Genomic DNA, 22,414 nt, shown 5'->3' on the forward strand with positions numbered 1-22,414 from the left:
ACTGTAAAATTTTAGCTAAGGAGAATATAAATGCCATTACCTTTAGCAGAACTAAGATATATATTTTCTGACTATGATTTAGCAACACTAAGGCTACCACAATTACATGAATATAGATTTCACTTAACTGAAACTAGTATGAGGGATACTAAAGCAGCTGCAGGTAAAGTTAGAACAGCTTTAGCAGGTTTACCACTTTCTAGGGGACAGAACTGGGTTGATTTAAGAGGAGTTTATGGTTTATCAGATGATGGAAATACAATAAATACAATTGGAAGAGATTTTATTCATTACATTGATACACATCATCCATCAGATTTTGCTAAAGAATTTTGGCTTTATCGAGCACTCAGCCAGGCAAGTAATCCAATAACTATTAACGCCCATTTTAACAGAGTAAAGAATTTACATATTCTTTTAAATAGTATTCCACATGCAAAGGGGAAAACGATATTTAATAACTCACCTACAAGTAATAAAATATTATCTTTATCAGAGCACCTGATTCCGTTTCCAAAAGCATTAAAAAAATTTTTTAGTTTACCAAATGAAAAAATTGAGGAGTTTGCTTTATTGACAGACAATGAAATAGATACACTTATCGCATCTTTAGGACCCACAGAACAAGGATTAGACCCAGTTTTACGTCGAATAAAGGGTTATAAATCTAGAAGTATTGAAAGGAGAATTTACTTTCCAGCCTCAATGATGATACTTCCAACTGTCATGAGAGTAGAATTAACTGGTATTGGACCTTTAAGAATATACTATCCGTATAGTTACTTTTTTACATATGATCAATTCATTAACTACTTAAATCAAGTGGGTATATATAATGTACATAATTATTAGGAGGAAATACTAAAACATGAAGTTACAAGATTACATAAAAAATACTGGTCTTTTATTTGACCAACAGCATGTTATTGATTTATACCTTGCACTAAAAACAAACCCCATGGTTATTTTTACTGGTATCTCAGGAAGTGGGAAAACGAAGCTAGGACAATCTTTCGTAGAATATATGTCTATTGCAACACATACTGTTACCCCGCCGGTACCGGCACCTCCACCACCTTTGTTGGAACCACATAAGTACCGGTTCGTTTCTGTTCGCTCTGATTGGTTAGATAATAAAGGACTCTTAGGCTATAATAATCCTCTATTGGGTATCTATAGTTCTACACCTGCAATAGAACTGATATTAGATGCCCATAATGAACCAACTGAACCATTTTTTTTAATTTTGGACGAGATGAACCTAGCTAAGGCTGAATACTACTTTTCTGATTTTCTTAGCGCAATCGAAAGTAGAAAGTTTTCTCCGATTACTGGAAAAATTGAAAGTGAATATATTGAATTACACAAGTCAGGTGAAAGATTGTTAACAAAACAATTTTCTACAGACACAGAGAAAGAACAAGCGCTAAATGAAATGAGAAGATTACCAGATGATAAATATGTAAATATTTTAACTACTGGTGATAGAATCTATTATGTTCCAGAAAAAATTACGATTCCACCTAACCTATATATAATTGGCACTGTAAATATTGATGAAACGACATATAGGTTTAGCCCTAAAGTTATTGATAGGGCTAATGTAATTGAAATGAATGGTGCTCCAATTAAAGATTATTTATCAAACATTATTACAGGGACTCATCATGTGGGTGCAAACTCATATTATGATCATTTATTATTTTCTGTTGATGATTTTACTTATGCTAGAGGATTTTATTTCACTAAAACCATTAAAGATATATTAACAGATGCAACCATTGATCAAATAGTTCTTCAAAATGCAATAAAACATGTTTGGGGTTTACTGGAGAATACACAATTTCGCTTTAGTTATCGTACAACAAATAATTTATTGACTTTTATATACAATGGAGTAGACCTTGCAAACAACAGTGGTATACCTTACGTTGAGGAATTACTACTCTATTTTATTGATGCTTCTATTCTTATGAAAGTTCTTCCTAGGTTACATGGACAAAGAAGACAAATGGAAAAATTACTTATTAATTTACTTTATTTTTGTCATAAGGATTTTAAAGAGGTTCATTATGATGAAATTAAAGCAGAAACAGTTGTTAATGACTTCAAAGGTTTGGAGAATATGGAATTTGATAACAGTAAATTTCGATTCCCAAGATCAGCGGAAAGGATTTATCGAGTATTAAGTTCTTTGATTGAAACAAACTATGGGAGTTTTATTTAATGGATGAGGCTTTAATTGTAAATAAATTGGAGTTATCCTCAAACTCATTAAAGGTAACAATTACACATTCCGGTAGCAATTTAGCATCTTTAGAAGAAGTGTTAATCAATTATGATAATATTGACGTTAAATTATTTGGTTTTAAATCTAATGATATGAATTTATTAACAAAGGCTCCGATTATATATAACCACTCAGATTTGTTGCAAGATATTAAATTCCTTGAGCATACAAGATATAAAATGGAAATTGACCATGGGACTTGTAGTGATTTAATTATTATGCCTAAAACTACAAATTATTCTCAATCACCTATTTCTGGTGAGATAGTAAACAAGGACAATTTCTCATTCGTTTTCCTCAATTGGAAATCAAATGTTGGAATAGATTCGATTTCTATTTACTCTAATGAAGACCCAATTGTTATACTACCTGTTGAGATTAGAGCAGCAAAATTAAGCTATTTTTCAGATTATAAATATATGGTAGATGAAATCATTGCCAAAAGTTCTAATATTCTATGGTCTGATAAATCTATAAGCAGCTTGCCTAATAAAAAGGAAACAGATATTTCAAATAATTTATTAGAGGATTATTTTTTTATAAAAGCGGCTATGGAGAAAGAATATATTCCTGATTTTTGGAATGTAATTTTACAGAATCCTAAAACTGCGCTTGATAGAGAGTACAGGAAAGTAAGCATAGGAAACGTAAGTAATTTTAACAATAGAACAATAATGTCTATTATTCAAAATCCTCAAAATCTTGTTAGAGCAAATATCGGGGCTGCACGTATACCGGCATTAAGAGGGATGCTACCTCAAGAGGTTGAGGATAATAAGCAAATTCTAACTTATGACACAAGTGAAAATAGATTTTTAAAATTTTGGTTAAATTATTTGCTAAGTATTCTCAATGAGATCATTAGGATAAGTGATGAAAATACCCTTATGTTCATAGATTCAAAAAGAATGTATTCAGAAATTGCACAAATGCTTTCCCATCCTATGTTTCATGATGTGGTGTTAGAGCCCTATATAGAAACTGGTAACCTTACACTTCGGAGGGTGCAGGGTTACAATGGAATGTTTAAACTTTATCAAGATTTCCAGGCAAAAGGAGCATTGGAATGGGATTCATTATATGAAATGCTATTTAATAAACAAGTAAAGCCCGTATATGATATCTATGAAATTTGGGTTTTTATCGAGCTAATTAATATTATAAAGAGTCTTTCATTAAGTCCACCCCAAATTGTATTTGGTAAAGGAAAAAGATTTTTTGAAAAAATATCTGTGCCTTATCACTCATATATCATTGAATTAAATTACCAGAAGGTAATTAAGCATGTGAAGGGTAAAAAAAGTTTAACTTCTTATTCAATGAGGATGGATCCTGATTTCTTGGTGAATGTTTTCCGGAATAAACAATTATTAGGTTCTATAGCATTTGATGCAAAATATAAATTCAAAAGCTTAAACGATATCCTTGTTGTAGGTGAAGAAGATGATGATTTAGAAAACGAAGAAGAAAAAGAAGTCAGGAAGGCAAAAAGAGTTGATTTACTTACAATGCATGCATATAAGGATGCTATTAGAGGTGTATTAGGGTCTTATGTTGTGCTTCCAAGCCAGGAGAAGGATATCGAATTGTGGAGTGAAAATGCGCAAATTGTCCCATCGGTTGGTGCATTTCCACTTTATCCATCTAATACAGTTGATTCTAGTTTAGATGTTCAACGTGAAAATATTAAAAACTTTATCAAAAAATTCATTAATAACTTAAATAGAAAAAGCACCTAAAAGGTGCTTTTTTATCATGCTTCTTTTCGGAAAATTAATATATACTGATGCATTTGATGCATTACATATGCATATGGGTAGCCAAACGGGAATAAATCATTCGCTTGATCGTACCATATTTTTACTCCTCTATAAACTAAACCAGGAATTGTACTTAGAGAATTTATTATGTCTGCATGAAGCAAGTTTGGCGCGCCTGGTTTTGGTTGAAAGTCTTTACAAAAAACAACCGCATATTTTCCAACTTCAAGTCTTCCTACAGCTAACTCCATAATGTCCCGGAATTTATCTAAGAATTCATTATATCCTAGGTTTCCTAAATCATTTTCATCATTTGTATAAGGAGTTGGATCAGTCTTACCGTAAAATTTCTGCTTTTGTCCTGTTTTTTTCTTTGTCATCATATCGGCGTAAGGCGGGTCAGTTATTATTAATTGAAATTGCCTATTTAAATAAGGGTGTCCATTCCTAAGGGTTTCTTCAGCATCCCCATGAATTGTTAGCTCGGTTGGTAAATTATCAGTTTGGCAAACTTGTTTATAAGCTTCAAGATACTGTGCATTTAAATCGATACCAACACCATGTCTTGGACTATCACAAAGAGATCCGCCCAATAAACTTCCACCTACTCCTACAAATGGATCAAGTATCCACTGATCTCTTTTTGTAAAAAAGGATATAATTTCTTTCATAAGTTGCGGTGGCTTTGGCGAGGGGTGTATCTTCCTCAGATTAAAACCAACACCCTCTCTTATTGTTGGGGGGTAAGCTTGTACTAAAACGCTATTTAAGAAAAATGTCCACTCCCTACCAGTCAAATCGTTTAGCTTATTTCTCTTATCATAAACTCCCCGTTCCCCCATATCAATTCCATTGACGCCTATTGGCTTTTTTTTCCTACCTTTACTCTTTTCTGTTCTCCAAAAAGGTATGTCTGATTGTTCACTTGTTACTTCATTATTTTTTTCACTTGTTTTCTCTTCAATAGCTTCTTGACCGGTTTCTTCCCCAATTTGTTTTTTTGTTCGTTTGCCCGTTCGTTTCTTTATTTTTACAATTGGTGTTGCTTCAAGCTCACTATTACCTTGGAAATCTTCTACTTCTCTATTTTGTTCGATTTTTTTTTCGTTTGAATTAGCTTCCGACATAGTATAGTCTCTCCTTAACTTTTTTTACCCCTGTTCCTCCGTTATTACTCTTGTATCGCTGAAAATTAACATCTATAAAATCGACATTTCCTTTTGAACTGAGTATTTCAAGGATTTCTTCATGTTGTAGTACCCCATCTGCGTTATAACTTAGGAAAATATGCTTGCAATCCAAGTTATTTACTAATTGGGTTAAAGCACTTGCTGCCTTATCAGAATAGCAAAAATCGGATTTTTTATCCTTCCATGGTCTTAACCCTGTTTTTCCATCTATAAACGGAGAGTCACCAATTGCTATAGTTTCTAGTATATGATAATAGGCACCATATTGCCTAAAATTATAAGGGGGATCCAGGTATACAACATCTGCTTGAATATTAGGAGCGAGCTCAAGGACGTCCATTTGATAAACTTCATGATTTAACCGTGGAGATGAAGTACATTCAACAGCCATTCTTTCTAAATTTAAAGGATTAAACGCTCTTTTATCCCATTCTTTCAAAAAGGCACCGTATGTTCCTGCTATATTAGCTACTTTATTTACTGCATTTAAAAGACTTGCAAGTAGTAAAGCTTCCTCATCTTCGGTTATAAAATTATTATCTTTCCAAATTCCAATTTGGTGTCGTATTGCATCGATTTTACAAGCATTTTCCTCTGTAAAGTACATTCTTTGAAAGGCTGAATCCCTAGTTCCTTCAAGAGTGTATTCTCGGTAAATAAATCCCTTTTTGGGAGTAATCTTATTTAAGTGATTAAGAACTAAATCATAATTATCTGCAATAAGCAGATTACTATAATCCATATTTTGGTTTATTTCATCCGAATCAAATAATCTTTCAAAAGGGATATTTTCTAGATCTGTTAATGCTGCTTTTGCCCATATTGTACAGGTGGTTAATAAATCATTAGCGATAACATTAAATCCCCTTTGTTTGAAATGTTTTGAAACTACAGCAGTTCCACAAAATAAATCTGCAAATGTAGGATTTTGAACACTTTCAACCTTTTCATTAATAAAACCTTCAATAAAATCTAATAATCTTTCTTTAGAGCCAATGTATCTCAAAAACTCACAACCTCTCAAATGTGTAAAAAAATAAAAAGGTGTACCGGAAAGACTGAATTTACAGTACAGCCAAGATACACATTTCGACAAAATTTAAATAAGGTCATTCTGTAATTATACAGAAAGGTTTAAATAGAGTCTAGTTAAGGTTTAAATAGGAAATTAATCACCATTATTATTTTAGAACAAATGTTCCCGCTTGTCCAATTAGGTTAATTGAAACTTTTTGTTGGAAATTTAATTCTAATCATTTTTAACAATCGATAAACATAGAAAATATTTTTGAAGGATTATTAACAATTTTTCTGAATTCAATTATAGTGTTTTTAACTATCCATAAACCGCATTATAGATAGCTAGCGAGAGGAGGAAAAATATGAATTTGGAAATTAACAATAAAAGTGGAAATGCACTTTCAAAGGAAATACTTGTTCTTCAGGAAGAGGCAAAAAGACATTTAGAAAACTCTAAATCTGAAAACACAAAATATGCTTATCGAACAGATTGGGAGCAATTTTCCGAATGGTGTGAAAAGAATGGGTTGCATGACATTCCGGCTAGTCCGGAGACTATTGTCTATTACATTACATTTTTAGGGAAAACACTTAAAGCATCCTCAATTAAAAGAAAAATGACAGCTATCTCCCAGCGACATGAAACCGCCGGTCAACCAAGCCCCACCAAATCAGCTCTTGTAAGAGGAGTCTGGGATGGTATTCAACGAAAAATTGGGATTAAAGAAGAAGGGAAAGATGCGCTTTGGCTAGATGAACTTCGGCAAATTATTCAAGCGATTCCACAGAATCATTTAATTGGTGTTCGGAATAGGGCATTACTAATCATTTGCTGGGCTGGGGCGTTAAGACGTAGCGAATTAACTGGATTAACAACTAAAGACATCTCAAAAACAAGAGATGGAATAATACTCCACTTAAATAAAAGTAAAACCGATCAAAAAGGAGAAGGACAGGAGGTTGCTCTCCCATATGGAAGTAATCCATTAACCTGTCCAGTACGAAGTTTAGAAGATTGGTTATCAGTATCAGGTATTACAGAAGGTAAATTGTTTAGAAGAATAGATCGTCATGGAAATATTCTGGGAGGACTAACACCACAGTCAGTTCGTTTGATTGTAAAGAAATGTTGTGAAAAAGCCGGGCTTAATCCCGAAAAATATGGTGCACATAGTCTAAGGAGTGGTTTTTGTTCCACAGCTGCAAAAGCGGGAAAGGCTGAACATCAAATTATGAAACAAACTAGGCATAAACGGACAGATTCGTTACAACGTTATATAAAGAAGGCTAATCTGTTTGATGATAATGCAGCCGGAGGGATTGGTCTTTAGATCCTTTACAGAAACTGTATAAACGCTAATATTTTTACATAATTGTGAAGCCTGGTCAGTTGCACTAATGATTTAGGTTTTTTGAAAACTATTTGTATTATTATGGTAAAATTGTTGTGACTTAATAAAAAATTAAATTTAATGGAGATAAAAAAAGGTGAATACAAGAGGCAGCAAATACGAACCACTATATCAATTTTTAAAATCAAAGGATTCCAATCGTTTAGTAATGACTTATAAAGAAGTGGAAGATGTGCTTGGGTTTACTCTTCCACCATCCGCATCAAAATATTTGGCATGGTGGGATAGTGCATCACAACACACACAGGCTTATTCATGGACAAAAGCTGGTTTTAAAGCAAATCCAAACTTAAAGGACAAGAAAATTGAGTTTGTTAAATACGAAGTAGGAGACTAGTTTAGTCGCAGTTTTAAAAAAAGTGTTAAAAAAAATACTTAGGATGAATTTAATGAATGAAGTTAAATCGATTACTATACTAATAGAAGAATTAATTGAAGAAAAGATAATTCATTATGATGTTAGAAGTATGCAAAGGAAGTTCAATAAATTTATTACTGCAAAAGCTAAAAATAAAGAAGAAGATGAGTTATATAAAAAGGCTTTGAAAGATGACAAAGGACACTATAATATTATAGCTGATCTGCAACCGATCTTTAAGGCTACATTAATTGGTATTGCAAATGGGCTTAAATACTATGAAAAGTTATCTGATAAACGAATCAACGAGTTGGATTTTGAGGACATTAAAGAGGCATACACATCTGGTGTACCTTATATAAAGTCATTTGCTCCTAATGAAGATGTAGTTGAAGAATTACTGTTCATGTGGGATGCATACTTTAATTATAAATATTACTTAAAGGTCCATGAAATAGTAGGGACTACACAATTGATTTTTAAAAATGTAGATGATTTGGAATATCACTATAAACTCGAAATTCTAGATCTGTATTCTACAGTCTTAAAGACAGAAATATTTCCTTTAATAACTGAAGCAACTATTCGCTTAAAAATTGACTCTGCTATTACAAATGATTTCATAGAAGATGAAGAGTGACGACATGTTTTTATGACTTTTTGTCGTGGAAAGTTCATGGCATACTGCAATATAATTTCCTTATCTTAAAACAGATAAGGAGCAGTAAAAATGAAATTATTACGAGGTAGGATTGTAGATGTATACACAGAAGACGGTATAAGAATGCAGGAGCTTATTCAGGGAATTCCAAAATATATGCAGTATAAATATGAAAATAATCCTAAATATGGTGGATGGAATGGAAGTTATGTCTATACTTATGGAACAACCCCATCAAGCCTTATTTTTAAAGTATTTATGTTCGATTTAAATAAAACAATAAAGGTTGATATGAAAGATAAAATTCTAATGTATAATAATATGTCAAGAATTTCAGCGAAATTAATACAGTATCTTTTAAAGCATAATAAAGGTAAAAAAATCTATGTACGAGTTAAAAAAAATTCCTATTCTATTGGGTTGGACGAAATCCGCATTGATTATAAATAATGGAACTTCTCAAAAGACAAAGAAATTAAATTATCTATTTATGACCATAAACAACTAAGTCGATTGAAATTTACATAAAAGGCTGTGTTGTTAAGGATTTAACTTAGACGAACGGTTACTTTACTTTAATGTGCAAATGGAATATTAGAAAAGAAATATCCTAGTTCAATTGAACTAGGATATTATAATTGAAATACCATTAGTTTACTAAAAACAATAACATATTACAGTGCAAATCGTGGTATTAAAGGATTTAAGGTTTTGTGACAGGTAACAGAACCCGTTACTATTTAGATGTCCTTTTTATAAATATCAACAAAATAATAAGACAGATTCAATGAATAATTGTATACAGATCACAGTTTGGAGATGTTTAAATTCCTGGACAGTGCGGAAAAAGTTGTGTAAATAAGTTTGAAATCAATCCTCCTTGGCGAGAATTAGGATAAATAATTTTTGCTAAGGAGGATTTTTCGACATGAAAATACCTAAAGAATTAATCAAAGAAATTGTAAAGGAACAGAAATTCACAAGTACAAATCAAATCATGGAAACCATTAAAGAGATGTTTTCTGATATTTTGGAAGAAGTTCTTCAATGTGAAATGGATGAACAGCTTGGTTATGAAAAACATCAACGCCGGAGTGATGAACCAAGTAATTACCGTAATGGCTCTACAAAACGGAAATTAAAAACACAATTTGGTGAAGTAGAAGTTACTGTTCCACGTGACAGAAAGGGCTCGTACGAGCCCCAAATTTTAGACAAATACCAAAGAAATGTGGATGGTCTGGAAGAAAAAATATTGTCTCTATACGCTCACGGTATGTCTACTAGAGATATCCAGGAACAAGTAAAGGATCTCTATAATGTTGAGATTTCTTCGGAGTTAGTTAGTAAGATTAGTGAAAAAGTTATGCCACAAGTAAATGAGTGGCAGAGCCGTCCGCTTGAAGCCTATTATCCTTTTATTTTCATGGATGCCATACATTATAAAATTCGTGATAATCACCAAATTGTCTCGAAAGCAGCCTACGTTGTTTTGGGGATTAACAATGAAGGATATAAAGAAATATTAGGCATTTGGGTTGGAGGAAATGAAAGCAGTAAGTTCTGGTTAGGTGTGTTAAACGATTTGAAAACGCGAGGAGTCAAAACTGTAAATCTATTCTGTGTGGATGGATTATCAGGGTTTAGAGAAGCCATTCAAGCCGTGTATCCTTTTGCCGGTATACAACGCTGTATCATTCACCAGATCCGTTCAAGTACCAAATATGTTTCTTATAAACATCTGAAAGAGTTTGTCGCTGATTTGAAAAAAATATATACTTCAATCAATGAAGAAACTGCGTTAGAAAGGCTCTTTGAATTTAAAGAAAAATGGGGCAAAGAATACCCTTCTGCGATTAAGTCATGGGAAGAAAATTGGGATATTTTAGCTACTTTTTTCGCATATCCGCAGGAAATTAGGAAAATAATATATACTACGAATATTATAGAAGGGCTTCACCGACAATTTAGAAAAGTAACAAAGACAAAATCTATCTTTCCTAATGATGATAGCTTAAGGAAAATGCTTTATTTGGCAGCTCAAAATATTACGAAAAAGTGGACAATACGATACCGTAATTGGGACATGATTTTGAGCCAGCTTGAGATCTTGAACCAAACATCATAATTGGGGACTCTGTCCCCAAACCCCTGAAGTTTATCGCTTTAGTTTTCCCTAAAACGGACACAAAAAAACGGACAGCATAAATCCGTCCGTTTTAGTGTAAAAGCCATAAAACCGCTCGGTTTGCACTTCTGCATTGCCCTATCCTGTTTTATGGTAAAAGCCTTTATTATTTTTAACGGCTAGCCTTTGTTCTATACCTAATACTTCTTGCCTTGCGAAGATTGTCGAATATTACTTACACAAGATTTTACGCAGACCCAATTCCTGTGAAATTATTGTTAATAAATTGAATCACGTGGCAATTTGCCATAAAACTCCTCATCATAACTCATTAACTTTCTTTCGTCTACTTCACCTGCTAATACCTTGTCCAACAATTCAATTCTTGCTTTCAGTGCGTTATCATTCCTTTTATCCGGAGAATAGTCAGGATATATTCCCCTAAGCATAGTAATTATGTCGTTAGCTGCTGCAGCTTTTGACTTAAAACTACATCTCGCACGATATTTTGGAATAAATTCCTTAATTCTTTCGCAATCTTGTACTGTCCATTCATCACCAATTTTTCTTGAAAAATGTAATAAATCACTCATAAACCAACATCTCCCCAAAAAATATACTGGTTAATTTTATTCATTATTGCAGGTAAATATGATTCGTTTCGTATGTACTATTTGCAATACGTTATTCATACCATTAAAAAGAAAAACTATATAGGGGTGAATTTATATGGAAATAATACGATACTGTGCTGATCCTCATAGCACTGTTAAGTATATTAAAGCAAATCTTGAGTTTATTGATAATATTACTAGTTTTGAAGTATATTTTAACGACGAAGATATACCGGAAGTTTATAGAAATGTTCCTGATGTATATGTTTATGATGGAAAAAGGGAAAGCCAAAATAGGAATTACACCCTAATTTTAAGGGATGACGAAAATGAAAAAGAATTTTGGTTTAGTGGTGCTACCTGTGGTTACGGTGGAAGTGGTCCAAGTGCCACCAAACAAATTTTGCAAATTCTAGGTATTAAGTTTGACTACAACAGGATATCCGATGAAAAGAAGATTATTGAAAAAAACCTTGTTTCTTACCATGACATTAACTTGATGGTATATCGACCAAAAAATATGTTGAGCATGCGGAGAGAGAAAATACTCAAAGTGAAATTATCTTTCAAAACTGCTCATCAAAAGTACAGAGCAAAAGCAGCATTAAAGTGTATCGGCTATATTCAACCATTAAGAAATTTAATAGAAGAACACGATATGGTCGAGGATATTGACACTTTTTATTTCAGAGACATTCCTTATTCAACTGAAAAAGAATGGGCTGAATATGCGACAAATAATGCCTTAACTTTAAATCGGATTTATTCAAAAATACAGGATGAAACCATAAAAGAAATTATTGAAAATATCGGCTATAGTTTTAATGCCAAGATTGAAATCAAGATGTATGAAAAACTTTGAATTAAGGTAAACCGGCTTCAAAAAGGAGTCGGTTTTCAAATATGATATGAAAATGCAGTTCTTTTCCACAAGAAAAATTTAACATGGCAGATATAAAGGAGTATTTATTATTTGTGTTAAATGTGTAATGGAGGGTTAAAAATGCTCTTTTCTTTTCCGAAGTTTATCTCCAGATTCATAATTCACCAGTAAGATGTTTATATTAACCATTTCGCAATTCTTAGTATTTAAGCAATTAGAAACAAAATTATGAAAAGATACACAAATTTATAGGTATAACCACAAATAAATCGTTTTAAAACTTCTAAAAGTTAAATAAATCAGATTACCCCACACTAAATAAAAAAAACGCTGAGAAAGGCGTTTTTTATTATTCATCTTCTTTTTTATATTTTTCTGTTAGAAATTCTGTATATTCCCTTAAGGCATTTACAGGATTATTTTTGTTTGAGTATTGATTGACTTTTTCAAGCTTCGCAATATTTACCAAAATATCACGGTATTTATTCATAACAATAAATAATGCCTCTAATTGATCCAATTCCATATAATCCAAATCCCGTAGTATAGCTTTGAAAGTCTTTTGTCTTTCAATATCCTCATCTATTTCAGAAGAATTTTTCGAACTATCTTCGTTTTCTTTTATACCAAATCTAGTAAGTATCTCTTCGGAATTTTCAACTTCTAAAACTTCCATAAATCTTCTTCCGACTTCCTCACTGGGAAGTTTAATGTGTCCAATTTCTAATTGAGCGACATAACTAGGACTCATACCAATTTTTTCAGCAAGTTTTCGTCCTGATAATTTTTTTTCTTTTCGTTTCTGCTTTAACCAACCACCGAATAAATCCATTTTCAATCCTCCCTATGGTTTTACTATATCAAAGTCAGTATTACCTGTCATCAGAAACTTTAAACAAATCACTGGTTTACAAATCATTTTTTAAATATAATAAAAGAAACATAGGAACCTTTTGCAGTTTTCTGGGAGGAAGAACTGTGAAAGGAAGTATCAAAAGAAATAAACAAACGGGGAAATGGGATATTGTTGTCGATATCGGAAAAGACCCTGGAACTGGAAACAGGAAACAAAAAAAGAAAAGAGGCTTCCCATCAAAACAAGACGCGGAAAAAGCAATAACCAAAATTTTAAATGAATTAAACGAGGGAACATTTTTTGAACCTCAAAAATTAACTGTTGGTGATTTTTTTACAATTTGGTTCAAAGAAAGAAAGTCATCCGTTGAACGAACGACTTATAACAACCAATTAGCATTTTACAATATTTATATTTCTCCGAAAATGGCAGCCGTTAAAATGTATGAGATAACTCCAATTTTTTTGCAGAATTTTTTAAATGGTTTATTGGAAGAAACGGATCTTGAAAATAGCACTATTCATAAAATATTCGACGTATTGAAAGTTGCCTTCAAAAGAGCTGTGAAATTAAAGGTAATAAAAGAAAATCCGGTTTATCTTGTGGATCTGCCAAAAATCAAAAAGTCGGAAATGAACGTATGGGATTTAAAACAAATTAATTATTTTATAAAGCATGTATTGGGTGTCAAAAGACCAAGTAAATATTTTACAGCTTATTTGCTGGCAATTCTTTGCGGAATGCGTCAAGGCGAAATCTTAGGCTTAAGATGGAAAGATATTGATTTTGAAAACAAGCTTATCTATATAAGGCAAACATTATCCCATGACGGAAAAGAATTGCGAATCAATACAAAAACAAAATCAGGCACAAGAACCATTTCAATACCAAACCGTTTAATCACTCAGTTAAAAATGGAAAGAAAAACAGTGCTTGAGAATAAATTAAAATATGGAAGTAATTTTGAAGATAATGATTTGGTCATTTGTACAAGACACGGTCGTCCGGTTCAATCAACTAATCTTTTAAGGGGTTTTAAAAAAGATGCAAAAAAAGTGGGGCTTCCAGTGATTCGGTTCCATGATTTGCGTCATACTCATGCCACCATGTTAATCGGACAAAATATCAATCCTAAAATTATTTCTGAACGACTAGGTCATGCTCGAATTGGAATTACACTTGATATCTATAGCCATGTTTTGCCAAGCATGCAGCAAGAAGTCGCCAATAAATTAGACGAGATTGTGGAGAAGTTTTGAGGTTCGTGACCAAAATTGTGACCATTCACACAAAAGAGCCGAAAAAACACCGGTATATCAGGATTTGATTCCGAAAAGTCTTTATCGCGCATGGAAGGCGGTGAAATAATGTCAACGAAGAATATCGAAGAAAAACAGTATCTTCTCCGTTTTAAGTGTGATACAAAATCTCATTTGACCGTTCTCGATCATGACGTGTGCATGACACAATGTCCAGATAAAATTTGCACAGTATTTTGCCCCGCTGAGGTGTATAAGTGGGAAGGAACACGCATGCAGGTAGGCTATGAAGGCTGCCATGAATGTGGAAGCTGCCGGATTGGCTGCCCATACCAAAACATCAAATGGGAATATCCTAAAGGCGGACATGGGATTGTCTTCAGATTAGCATAAAAAAAAAAGTGCTGTTGCAATGACTACAGCACTTTTTTTAATATCACTATATGTAGGTTTTTTCACAAGTGAGGGTGAAAAGAAGGTGAAGCAGAGGGTAGGTATTTAGTGGATTAGCTTATTTTCTCTAATAGACTTACTGAGGAAAGTTCGTCTTTTTTGCTGGATGCAACTAATGAAGAAGCAAATGCGTTTGCTTGATCGATTAATTCCATATTTGGTGAACAATAATAAGGCTTTTTCCAATTGAAATCACCTTCACAATCAGCTGGATAAATACTCACTTTCCAATGAAAGTAAATCTTTGGCTGTGAAAGCTGCACCCCTTCCACAGCAATGAGCCAATGTGTCGAGGGTGAGCCGGGGTAGAAAGCATCAGATTCCTGTAGGGACATTCTGTCATTTAAACCAATCGGTATTAGTGCTTTTTGATAAAAGTCGTGATAATTTGGAGTTTTCATATTTTTTTGCCCTCCCTAATAGGTTTATCTATATTATATGAAACAATTAAGCACTTTTTGTGTGATAAATGTTAAAATTTTTAAATTAATTTAAGTGTTTTCATTAAATTGACAAAATTAAGATATTCAAAACATTTGTACGTAAATGTGACTTCAGTCACTACATAAAAAAGTGGCTGCTCTTATACTTGAGGCAAAGAAAATACAGAGGTGAATGACGATGAGTAGCTGCATGAGCGCCATTGGGGGTATGCCCCAAGCTGAATTAAGTGTAGGATTAAAGCAATTAAAAAGTGAGCATCCCCTTTTATTAGAACAATTAGAAGGAATGTACGGCTTAACGCAAAAAATTGATCAAGAAAGAGATGTTGAAGATTATTTTCTAGAATTAATTGCAATGGTAAAAGAATTTAAGGCAGCGCTTGATCCGCATTCGGAAAGAGAAGAGGGTGTCCTTTTTCCGATGATGGGTGTTTATATCGGGACAACTTCTGGGCCGATTGCTGTTATGGAATATGAGCATGATCAGGCAAAATTAAATATAAAGGGTTTCCTAGAAAAGGCGGAGGGAAACCAAACTTCAACTGAAGAGAAGAAAAAATTAGCTGAATTAATTCAGGAAGCATATTTTATCTTAACTGAACATTTCTCAAAAGAGGAAAATGTGCTATTCCCAATGGCAGAAAGAATGCTTACTGATGAAGAAAAGGCGGAATTATATCATAGAATTCAAGAAATAAAATAAGGATGGCCCTCTAGGCCCATCCTTATTTTATTTCAAACCATTCCATTCCCAAACCTTTTGATCAGAAGGAAGGAGAAAAGCGATTAAACCAAGCAATGGCAGGACCCCAAGCCAGGTTATCATTGTCTGTAACCCAATCCAGTCAGCTATGGACCCCAGTCCTACAGAACCGATTGCCCCCATTCCAAACGCAAGGCCAACGGTCAAACCAGACATCGTTCCAATCTTTCCCGGGACTAATTCCTGTGCATAGACGACAGTTACAGAAAAACTAGTCATTAAAATAAATCCGGTAAGAATAAGGAAGACAAAGGCCGCGGTTGGCGGAACATAGGGTATGAGAATTGAAAAAGGCACAGTCGCTAACATCGAAAAGGAAATGATATTTTTTTTGCCAAATCGGTCTGAAAGCGGTCCGCCAAAAAAGGTGCCGATTGCTCCGGATACTAAAAATGCAAATAAGAAGATCTGAGATTCTTTAATCGTAAGTCCATATTCTTTGATAGCAAAAAAGGTATAAAAATTGGTGATGCCAGAGGTATACCAAGTTCTTGCAAAGATTAGTAATAGTATCAATCCTAAAGTATTTTTTACCTCTTTGGATAACCCTTCTTTTTTTCCTGTACCAGTATTCTTATTTCTAACAGGCCTTGGAAAAGTTATTAATCTCTGTTTATACCAATTTGCAATATAAATTAATAAAATGACTGCAAGCGCGGCAACGATGGTAAACCAGGAGGCACCTATTTGACCGAGAGGGACCAAAATTAGTGCGGTAATCAATGGGGCTAATGCCTGGCCTGTATTGCCCCCCACTTGATAAATCGATTGTGCAAGTCCTCTTCTGTTTCCAGCAGCCATATAAGCAACCCTTGAGCCTTCAGGATGAAACACTGCCGAACCAAGCCCAATGAATAGGACAGACAAGACAATCATTCCAAAATTTGAAGCAAACCCTAACCCAAGAATCCCAAATAAAGTAAATGTAAGGCCAATTGGTAGTGCAAACGGCATTGGTTTTTTGTCTGTTAACATTCCGACCATTGGCTGCATAACGGATGAAACCATATTTAGGGAAAAGGCAATGACGCCTAGCTGAGTGAAACTTAAGCCCATAGACTTTTCTAAAATAGGAAACATTGCTGGTACTACAGCTTGAATGGCATCATTTAATAAATGGCATAGCCCGATGATAAACAGGATTTTAAACATGGTTGATTCGGAGGCCTTAGGAGCCTTGGCAGGTAAAACAGCTTGTTGATTCATAAGTAATCCTTTCTTTATAAAAATTGCTAAATATTTTTCTATCCATATTTTACTACCAAAATACAAAAATAAGAAATATTTAATTCTAATTTCGAAATATTTAAATTATAATGGAAAAGAAAAATTGGTTTTTAGGGGGGAAGTATGGAAAAATCAGTGGAGGTATTATTTACCCAAGAAATCTTAAATGGTTTTCTAGAAGGTTTTCAGTTAGAATCACAAGTGAAAAAGTTGGGGGACTTTGAGAATTATGTATTTGAAGTGTATCGTAATGACGCGCCGCTGGTTTTAAGGATTACCCATAGTTCCCATCGAAAAAAGTCTGAAATAGAAGCAGAACTTGATTGGATGAATTACTTGAATCAAAACATTGTTCAATGCCCGAAGGTCTTCCTTTCTTCAAATAAACAATTAATTGAGGAAGCAGGGACTTCTGATGGAACGTTCTTTTATGCTTGTCTATATTCAAAGGTTGAGGGCGCACCAGTAAAAGTTAATTCTGACCTATACAATGAGCAATTGTTTCATGCTTGGGGAAAAGCTACCGGACGGATGCATGCAGTAACTAAGGGTTACCATCCAAAAAAAGGGATGGAATTACGTCCATTTTGGCATGAGGAGGAATTGCTAGCGGTTAAAGAATATTTTCCGGATGAGCCGGAAATTATTGAGAATACCTATGACTTAATAAAGGAATTATGGGAGCTTCCTCAAGGCACCGATCATTTTGGGCTAATTCATACGGATATCCATTCTGGAAACTTCTTTTATGATGGTCAGACAGTATATGTGTTTGACTTTGATGATTGCAGTTATCATTGGTTTGCATCCGATATTGCTATCCCGCTTTATTATTCGATTTTTTACGGTTTTCCTAAAGCTGGTGAAAAGGAGAAATCAGAGTTTGCACGCAATTTTCTTTCTCACTTTATTAACGGTTATGAAGAGTGTAATATCGTACCGGAAAATTGGCGGGAGCATTTACCGCTTTTTCTAAAACTTAGAGACATCACCCTTTACGCTGTTCTCCATAAAAAGATTGCACCAGAGGATAGGAACGAGAGTTTGGACCTGTTATTGAATGAAATTCGGCAAAGAATTATTCGAAAAAAAGCAATCGTGAATGTTGAATAAAAAGAAACACGAGACCTGTTAATGGTCCCGTGTTTCTTTTGCAAGCGGCAATGTGATTTCTACTGTTGTACCAATCGCTTCTTTGCTGTGAATATTTATGCTTCCGCCAAAAGAATTAATAATCCGTTTACAAATGACCAGGCCTAGACCTGTCCCCGTATCTTTTGAGGTATAGAAAGGAAGAAATATTTTTTCTAATTCATCTGCAGGCATTCCCTTGCCATTGTCGCTAATTTCAAGACTGCAAAAACCATCAAGGGTATGAAGCTTAATTTCCAACGTACCCACGTTTTCAAACGATTCGAAGGCATTTTTTGTGAGATTTAAAATCACCTGTTTCATCTGGTCTTTTATACATTGAACGATTACGGGTTCAGTCGGAAGCTGCCAAATGCATTCCACATTATGTGAATTACCTTCTGATACAATCAGGGGTTTTAATTCTTGAAGCGTCCCGGCAATATTCACACTATTTGTTATTTGTGCAGTCGGTTTACCAAGAATCAGAAACTCGCTTACAATTTCATTGATCCGTTTCAGTTCAGAGTCTATGATATCGAAATAATAACGGTCCTCGGAATCCGTATACTTTTCACTAAGAAGCTGAATTAATCCTTTCACGCCTGTTAAAGGATTACGTATTTCATGGGCTGTGCTGGCAGCCAAGGTACCTACTAACTCGAGCTTCTGTACTTCATTTTGCCGTCTTTCTGTACGCGTATGTTTTCTTAGTAATATATATTCAAGGAGTAAATAGAGAACATGTGCGATGACAAGAATGACAAATAGTGTTTGGCAAAATGCTTTTCCTATTTCTTTATAGTCACGATCCGCAACTTTTACTTTTATACTCCACGGCAGTCGGTCCATTGGTGAAGTGATCCATTGTGTTTCGTCTCTCATTTCTTCGTTACTTACATTCATTTCTAGAATGGGGTTTTTTCCACCATTTACTACATAAAGTTTTGTTTCGGGAGTAAGTACCTTCATTAAATTCCTCATATAATCGATGCGCAAATCAGCAACAAGAATAGCCATTAACCCGCGGTTTTCATCTAGAACAGGTACAGCTAATCCAATTATCCTTTGGTTGTTTTTAAGAATTTCTTCATGATTAGAAATAATGGTATCTTTGGTTTTGAGTACCTCTTGAATGAAAGCAAGTTTAGTAAAATCCTCATCATTTCTTAATGGAGCAGAACCAGTTAACAATTTTCCCTTTTGGTTGAGCAAATAAAGTCCACCGTAGCGGGGGTCTTTTTGGTTTATTTGTATTAGCAATGGTTCCATTTTTTCTGGAGAGTCTATATTTTCTTTTGTTGACAGCGAAAGAATTTTTAAGCTAGTCATCGTTTCACTAATGAATTGATCCCAGTCTTTTTGATAAATCGATGCGACCCATCGGGCATCACTTTTTCTAGCGATATCATTTTCTTTTAAAATACCATAGAAAAAATATACACTTAAAATGAGAATAGGCAGTATAACGATAATAAGATAAATATTAAAATTCCTTGTGCGAATCTTCATGTCTGGCCCTCAATCAATTCTTTTGATAATAAACGTTCCTATTATACATTTGTTCCACTCTTTATTGTAATATTCCTGCTTTTAAAAGGAAAATTGACAACAATTAAAAAGTTTTTTATAATAACCTTGAAATCGAGATAATTTTAAGAATAGAATTTTCTTACGCGGTTATGGTATTAACTAAACTTAAAAGGATGTTTTTAATATGGAAAATGATTCATTAGCAAAATCATTAAAGCTTTATATAGTCCTTTCAAGGGCCTATAAAGCAATCAATGAGCATGTAAATAAAGTGATTCAAGCTAATGGTTTAAACCCGACTGAGTTTGCTGTTTTAGAGCTTCTCTATCATAAGGGTGACCAGCCAATGCAGCAAATTGGCGGGAAAATATTGCTTGCCAGCGGCAGCATTACGTACGTGGTCGACAAGCTTGAACAAAAAGGGATGTTGAAAAGAATCGCCTGTCCAAAAGATCGTCGTGTCACCTTTGCACAAATTACGGAAGATGGGAAAAAGTTTATTCAGGACATTTTTCCAGAACATGCCGCGCAGATTGATAAGCTAATGTCGAGCCTCACAGATACAGAGAAAACGGAAGCGATTGACCTTCTGAAAAAATTAGGTTTGCCAGCAGGGAAATTTTAATACGGCCATCGGTCGTATTTTTTTTATTGTAAAGAATGTAAGGGGATAGTATATAATAAGAGAGATTGGAATATTAAAAAGATTTTTAAAAAAGGGGATAGCTGAATGAGCTTTGAAAACTATACATACGTACGTCCAAATTTACAAGAAATAACTGCTAACTTTGATGCTATACTTGAAAAATTTAAAAATGCTGTTTCTGTAGAAGAACAAAGTGAAGCAATGGATGAAATTAATAATCTTAGAAATGATCTTGGTACGATGTTCAATCTCTGTTATATTCGTCATTCGATTGATACAAACGACGAGTTTTACAAGGAAGAACAAGATTACACAGATGAAATCCAGCCAGAGATTGAAGGTCTAGTAACCAGGTATTATCAAGCTCTTGTTGATTCAAAATTCCGCAATGAACTGGAAGAAAAGTGGGGAACACAGCTTTTCGCCCTTGCCGAAGGCCAGCTAAAGACATTTAAACCAGAAATTGTTCCATTACTTCAAAAGGAAAATCGCTTGTCAACGGAATATACAAAATTGCTTGCTGCAGCTAAAATAAACTTTCAAGGGGAGGAGCGGACACTTGCGCAAATCGATCCGTTCATAGAATCGACTGAGAGGGATATACGTAAGCAAGCTAGTGAAGCAAAATTTGGTTTCTTCGCTGAACATGAAGCGGAACTTGACCGCATTTATGATGATCTTGTTAAAGTAAGAACAGAGATTGCCCAAACATTAGGCTATAAAAACTTTGTCGAGCTTGGCTATTATCGTATGATGAGGACCGATTACAATGCAGAAATGGTGGCAAATTTCCGTGGGCAGGTGAAGGAATTTATTGTTCCGATTGCAACAAAATTAAAAGCACGTCAACAAGAAAGAATCGGCCTGGATCAATTAAAGTATTATGATGAAGGCTTCAATTTTCAGACTGGGAATGCTATTCCAAAAGGAAGTCCAGAATGGATTATTGAAAACGGGCAAAAGATGTATGAAGACCTTTCAAAAGAGACAGGGGTATTTTTTAGTTTTATGCAGGAAAACAACTTGATGGATCTGGTCGCCAAAAAGGGGAAAGCTGGCGGAGGCTATTGCACGTATATTGAGAACCAAAAAGCTCCGTTTATTTTTTCCAATTTCAACGGAACCTCAGGCGATATTGATGTGTTGACACACGAAGCTGGCCATGCCTTCCAGGTGTATTCCAGCCGTCATTTTGAAATTCCGGAATATTATTGGCCAACCTATGAAGCATGTGAGATTCACTCAATGAGCATGGAATTCTATACATGGCCATGGATGGAACTATTCTTTAAGGAAGATACCGATAAATACAAGTTTTCCCACTTAAGTAATGCGTTATTATTCCTTCCTTATGGGGTTTCAGTGGATGAATTTCAGCACTGGGTTTATGAAAACCCAACCGCTACACCAAAAGAACGGAAGCAGCAGTGGCGAGAAATTGAGAAAAAATATTTGCCGCATAAAGACTATGATGGCAATGAGTATTTAGAAAACGGCGGCTTTTGGCAGCGTCAAGGTCATATTTTTAATTCACCGTTTTATTATATTGATTATACACTTGCACAAATTTGTGCTTTCCAATTCTGGAAGCGGTCAAGGGAGAATCAAGAAGAGGCTTGGGCGGATTACGTAAAGCTTTGTAAGCTTGGCGGCAGCATGTCATTCACCAAACTTGTCAAGGCTGCAAATTTAATTTCTCCCTTTGAAAATGGCTGTGTCGAGTCGGTGATAGGGGAAATTGAAGGCTGGCTTAATTCTGTTGAAGATAAAAAATTATAGCAAGTAAA

The 22,414-nt window shown here is 34.2% G+C and carries 22 protein-coding genes; 15 read left to right on the forward strand and 7 right to left on the reverse strand.

All coding sequences use genetic code 11. The annotated features are described in order from the left end of the window. Positions 1 to 30 precede the first annotated feature (30 nt). From BSO02S_RS09900 to BSO02S_RS09910, 3 genes are all read left to right on the forward strand, one after another. Complete coding sequence (locus tag BSO02S_RS09900) at positions 31 to 852, forward strand: hypothetical protein (RefSeq protein WP_066066166.1); 822 nt, start codon at positions 31 to 33, stop codon at positions 850 to 852. A gap of 760 nt (positions 853 to 1,612) precedes the next feature. After that, entirely contained in the window at positions 1,613 to 2,227 is a 615-nt protein-coding gene (locus BSO02S_RS28705; protein ID WP_501193484.1) for a DUF8727 domain-containing protein, read from the forward strand. Then, positions 2,227 to 4,029, forward strand: coding sequence for a DUF2357 domain-containing protein (locus BSO02S_RS09910; RefSeq protein ID WP_066066172.1), 1,803 nt, complete (start codon positions 2,227 to 2,229; stop codon positions 4,027 to 4,029). The genes BSO02S_RS28705 and BSO02S_RS09910 overlap by 1 nt, the downstream gene beginning before the upstream one ends. Before the next feature lie 14 nt (positions 4,030 to 4,043). On the opposite strand, the gene BSO02S_RS09915 is transcribed toward BSO02S_RS09910, so the two are convergent. Further along, positions 4,044 to 5,177 carry a DNA methyltransferase gene (locus BSO02S_RS09915; RefSeq protein ID WP_066066174.1) on the reverse strand — a complete coding sequence of 378 codons (1,134 nt, stop codon included), beginning with the start codon at positions 5,175 to 5,177 and terminating at the stop codon, positions 4,044 to 4,046. After that, positions 5,164 to 6,246 carry a DNA adenine methylase gene (locus tag BSO02S_RS09920; protein WP_066066177.1) on the reverse strand — a complete coding sequence of 361 codons (1,083 nt, stop codon included), beginning with the start codon at positions 6,244 to 6,246 and terminating at the stop codon, positions 5,164 to 5,166. Before BSO02S_RS09920 ends, BSO02S_RS09915 begins: the two co-directional genes overlap by 14 nt. A 376-nt stretch (positions 6,247 to 6,622) precedes the next feature. Here BSO02S_RS09920 and BSO02S_RS09925 point away from each other — a divergent pair, with 376 nt between their 5' ends. The 5 genes from BSO02S_RS09925 to BSO02S_RS09945 all read left to right on the forward strand — a co-directional run bounded on the left by BSO02S_RS09925 (position 6,623) and on the right by BSO02S_RS09945 (position 10,819). Further along, positions 6,623 to 7,591: a site-specific integrase gene (locus tag BSO02S_RS09925; RefSeq protein ID WP_066066180.1), complete on the forward strand. Its 969-nt coding sequence runs from the start codon at positions 6,623 to 6,625 to the stop codon at positions 7,589 to 7,591. Positions 7,592 to 7,748: 157 nt separating this feature from the next. Next, the gene (locus tag BSO02S_RS09930; RefSeq protein WP_066066183.1) at positions 7,749 to 8,009 is read left to right on the forward strand and encodes a DUF7662 domain-containing protein; all 261 of its coding nucleotides are present in this window, start codon (positions 7,749 to 7,751) and stop codon (positions 8,007 to 8,009) included. 52 nt (positions 8,010 to 8,061) lie between these two features. Beyond that, positions 8,062 to 8,670 (forward strand): hypothetical protein, encoded by a 609-nt coding sequence (locus tag BSO02S_RS09935; protein WP_066066185.1) that lies wholly within the window; start codon positions 8,062 to 8,064, stop codon positions 8,668 to 8,670. Between the two features lie 90 nt (positions 8,671 to 8,760). Continuing rightward, positions 8,761 to 9,141: a hypothetical protein gene (locus tag BSO02S_RS09940; protein ID WP_066066188.1), complete on the forward strand. Its 381-nt coding sequence runs from the start codon at positions 8,761 to 8,763 to the stop codon at positions 9,139 to 9,141. A gap of 478 nt (positions 9,142 to 9,619) precedes the next feature. Continuing rightward, on the forward strand, positions 9,620 to 10,819 hold the full coding sequence (locus tag BSO02S_RS09945; RefSeq protein ID WP_066066192.1) for an IS256 family transposase: 1,200 nt from the start codon (positions 9,620 to 9,622) through the stop codon (positions 10,817 to 10,819). A 278-nt stretch (positions 10,820 to 11,097) separates the two neighbouring features. Here BSO02S_RS09945 and BSO02S_RS09950 read toward each other — a convergent pair whose 3' ends face one another. Then, the gene (locus BSO02S_RS09950) at positions 11,098 to 11,412 is read right to left on the reverse strand and encodes a hypothetical protein (protein ID WP_066066194.1); all 315 of its coding nucleotides are present in this window, start codon (positions 11,410 to 11,412) and stop codon (positions 11,098 to 11,100) included. Between the two features lie 136 nt (positions 11,413 to 11,548). Between BSO02S_RS09950 and BSO02S_RS09955 the strand changes: the two genes are divergently transcribed. Then, complete coding sequence (locus BSO02S_RS09955) at positions 11,549 to 12,295, forward strand: hypothetical protein (RefSeq protein WP_066066195.1); 747 nt, start codon at positions 11,549 to 11,551, stop codon at positions 12,293 to 12,295. Between the two features lie 370 nt (positions 12,296 to 12,665). Here BSO02S_RS09955 and BSO02S_RS09960 read toward each other — a convergent pair whose 3' ends face one another. Continuing rightward, entirely contained in the window at positions 12,666 to 13,148 is a 483-nt protein-coding gene (locus BSO02S_RS09960; protein ID WP_066066198.1) for a helix-turn-helix domain-containing protein, read from the reverse strand. A 14-nt stretch (positions 13,149 to 13,162) separates the two neighbouring features. Between BSO02S_RS09960 and BSO02S_RS09965 the strand changes: the two genes are divergently transcribed. Both BSO02S_RS09965 and BSO02S_RS09970 read left to right on the forward strand, forming a co-directional pair. Then, a complete protein-coding gene (locus BSO02S_RS09965) occupies positions 13,163 to 14,431 on the forward strand; it encodes a site-specific integrase (RefSeq protein ID WP_084374975.1) in 1,269 nt (422 codons plus the stop codon). A gap of 108 nt (positions 14,432 to 14,539) precedes the next feature. Next, a complete protein-coding gene (locus tag BSO02S_RS09970) occupies positions 14,540 to 14,824 on the forward strand; it encodes a ferredoxin family protein (protein ID WP_040204690.1) in 285 nt (94 codons plus the stop codon). A 113-nt stretch (positions 14,825 to 14,937) separates the two neighbouring features. Here the strand turns inward: BSO02S_RS09970 and BSO02S_RS09975 are convergent, their stop codons facing one another. Further along, the gene (locus BSO02S_RS09975) at positions 14,938 to 15,285 is read right to left on the reverse strand and encodes a hypothetical protein (protein ID WP_066066205.1); all 348 of its coding nucleotides are present in this window, start codon (positions 15,283 to 15,285) and stop codon (positions 14,938 to 14,940) included. Positions 15,286 to 15,505: 220 nt separating this feature from the next. Here BSO02S_RS09975 and BSO02S_RS09980 point away from each other — a divergent pair, with 220 nt between their 5' ends. Then, positions 15,506 to 16,030 (forward strand): hemerythrin domain-containing protein, encoded by a 525-nt coding sequence (locus tag BSO02S_RS09980; RefSeq protein WP_066066208.1) that lies wholly within the window; start codon positions 15,506 to 15,508, stop codon positions 16,028 to 16,030. Positions 16,031 to 16,057: 27 nt separating this feature from the next. On the opposite strand, the gene BSO02S_RS09985 is transcribed toward BSO02S_RS09980, so the two are convergent. Beyond that, complete coding sequence (locus BSO02S_RS09985) at positions 16,058 to 17,296, reverse strand: MFS transporter (protein ID WP_066066213.1); 1,239 nt, start codon at positions 17,294 to 17,296, stop codon at positions 16,058 to 16,060. Between the two features lie 144 nt (positions 17,297 to 17,440). Here BSO02S_RS09985 and BSO02S_RS09990 point away from each other — a divergent pair, with 144 nt between their 5' ends. Next, positions 17,441 to 18,430: a phosphotransferase enzyme family protein gene (locus BSO02S_RS09990; RefSeq protein ID WP_066066216.1), complete on the forward strand. Its 990-nt coding sequence runs from the start codon at positions 17,441 to 17,443 to the stop codon at positions 18,428 to 18,430. An 18-nt stretch (positions 18,431 to 18,448) separates the two neighbouring features. Here BSO02S_RS09990 and BSO02S_RS09995 read toward each other — a convergent pair whose 3' ends face one another. Beyond that, entirely contained in the window at positions 18,449 to 19,960 is a 1,512-nt protein-coding gene (locus BSO02S_RS09995; protein WP_066066219.1) for an ATP-binding protein, read from the reverse strand. Between the two features lie 205 nt (positions 19,961 to 20,165). Here BSO02S_RS09995 and BSO02S_RS10000 point away from each other — a divergent pair, with 205 nt between their 5' ends. Together BSO02S_RS10000 and BSO02S_RS10005 are read left to right on the forward strand one after the other, a co-directional pair. After that, a complete protein-coding gene (locus tag BSO02S_RS10000; RefSeq protein ID WP_066066222.1) occupies positions 20,166 to 20,606 on the forward strand; it encodes a MarR family winged helix-turn-helix transcriptional regulator in 441 nt (146 codons plus the stop codon). A 105-nt stretch (positions 20,607 to 20,711) separates the two neighbouring features. Continuing rightward, the gene (locus tag BSO02S_RS10005; RefSeq protein WP_066066225.1) at positions 20,712 to 22,406 is read left to right on the forward strand and encodes a M3 family oligoendopeptidase; all 1,695 of its coding nucleotides are present in this window, start codon (positions 20,712 to 20,714) and stop codon (positions 22,404 to 22,406) included. Positions 22,407 to 22,414: the final 8 nt, after the last annotated feature.

Source organism: Neobacillus soli NBRC 102451 (assembly GCF_001591665.1).
GTDB lineage: Bacteria > Bacillota > Bacilli > Bacillales > Cytobacillaceae > Neobacillus > Neobacillus soli.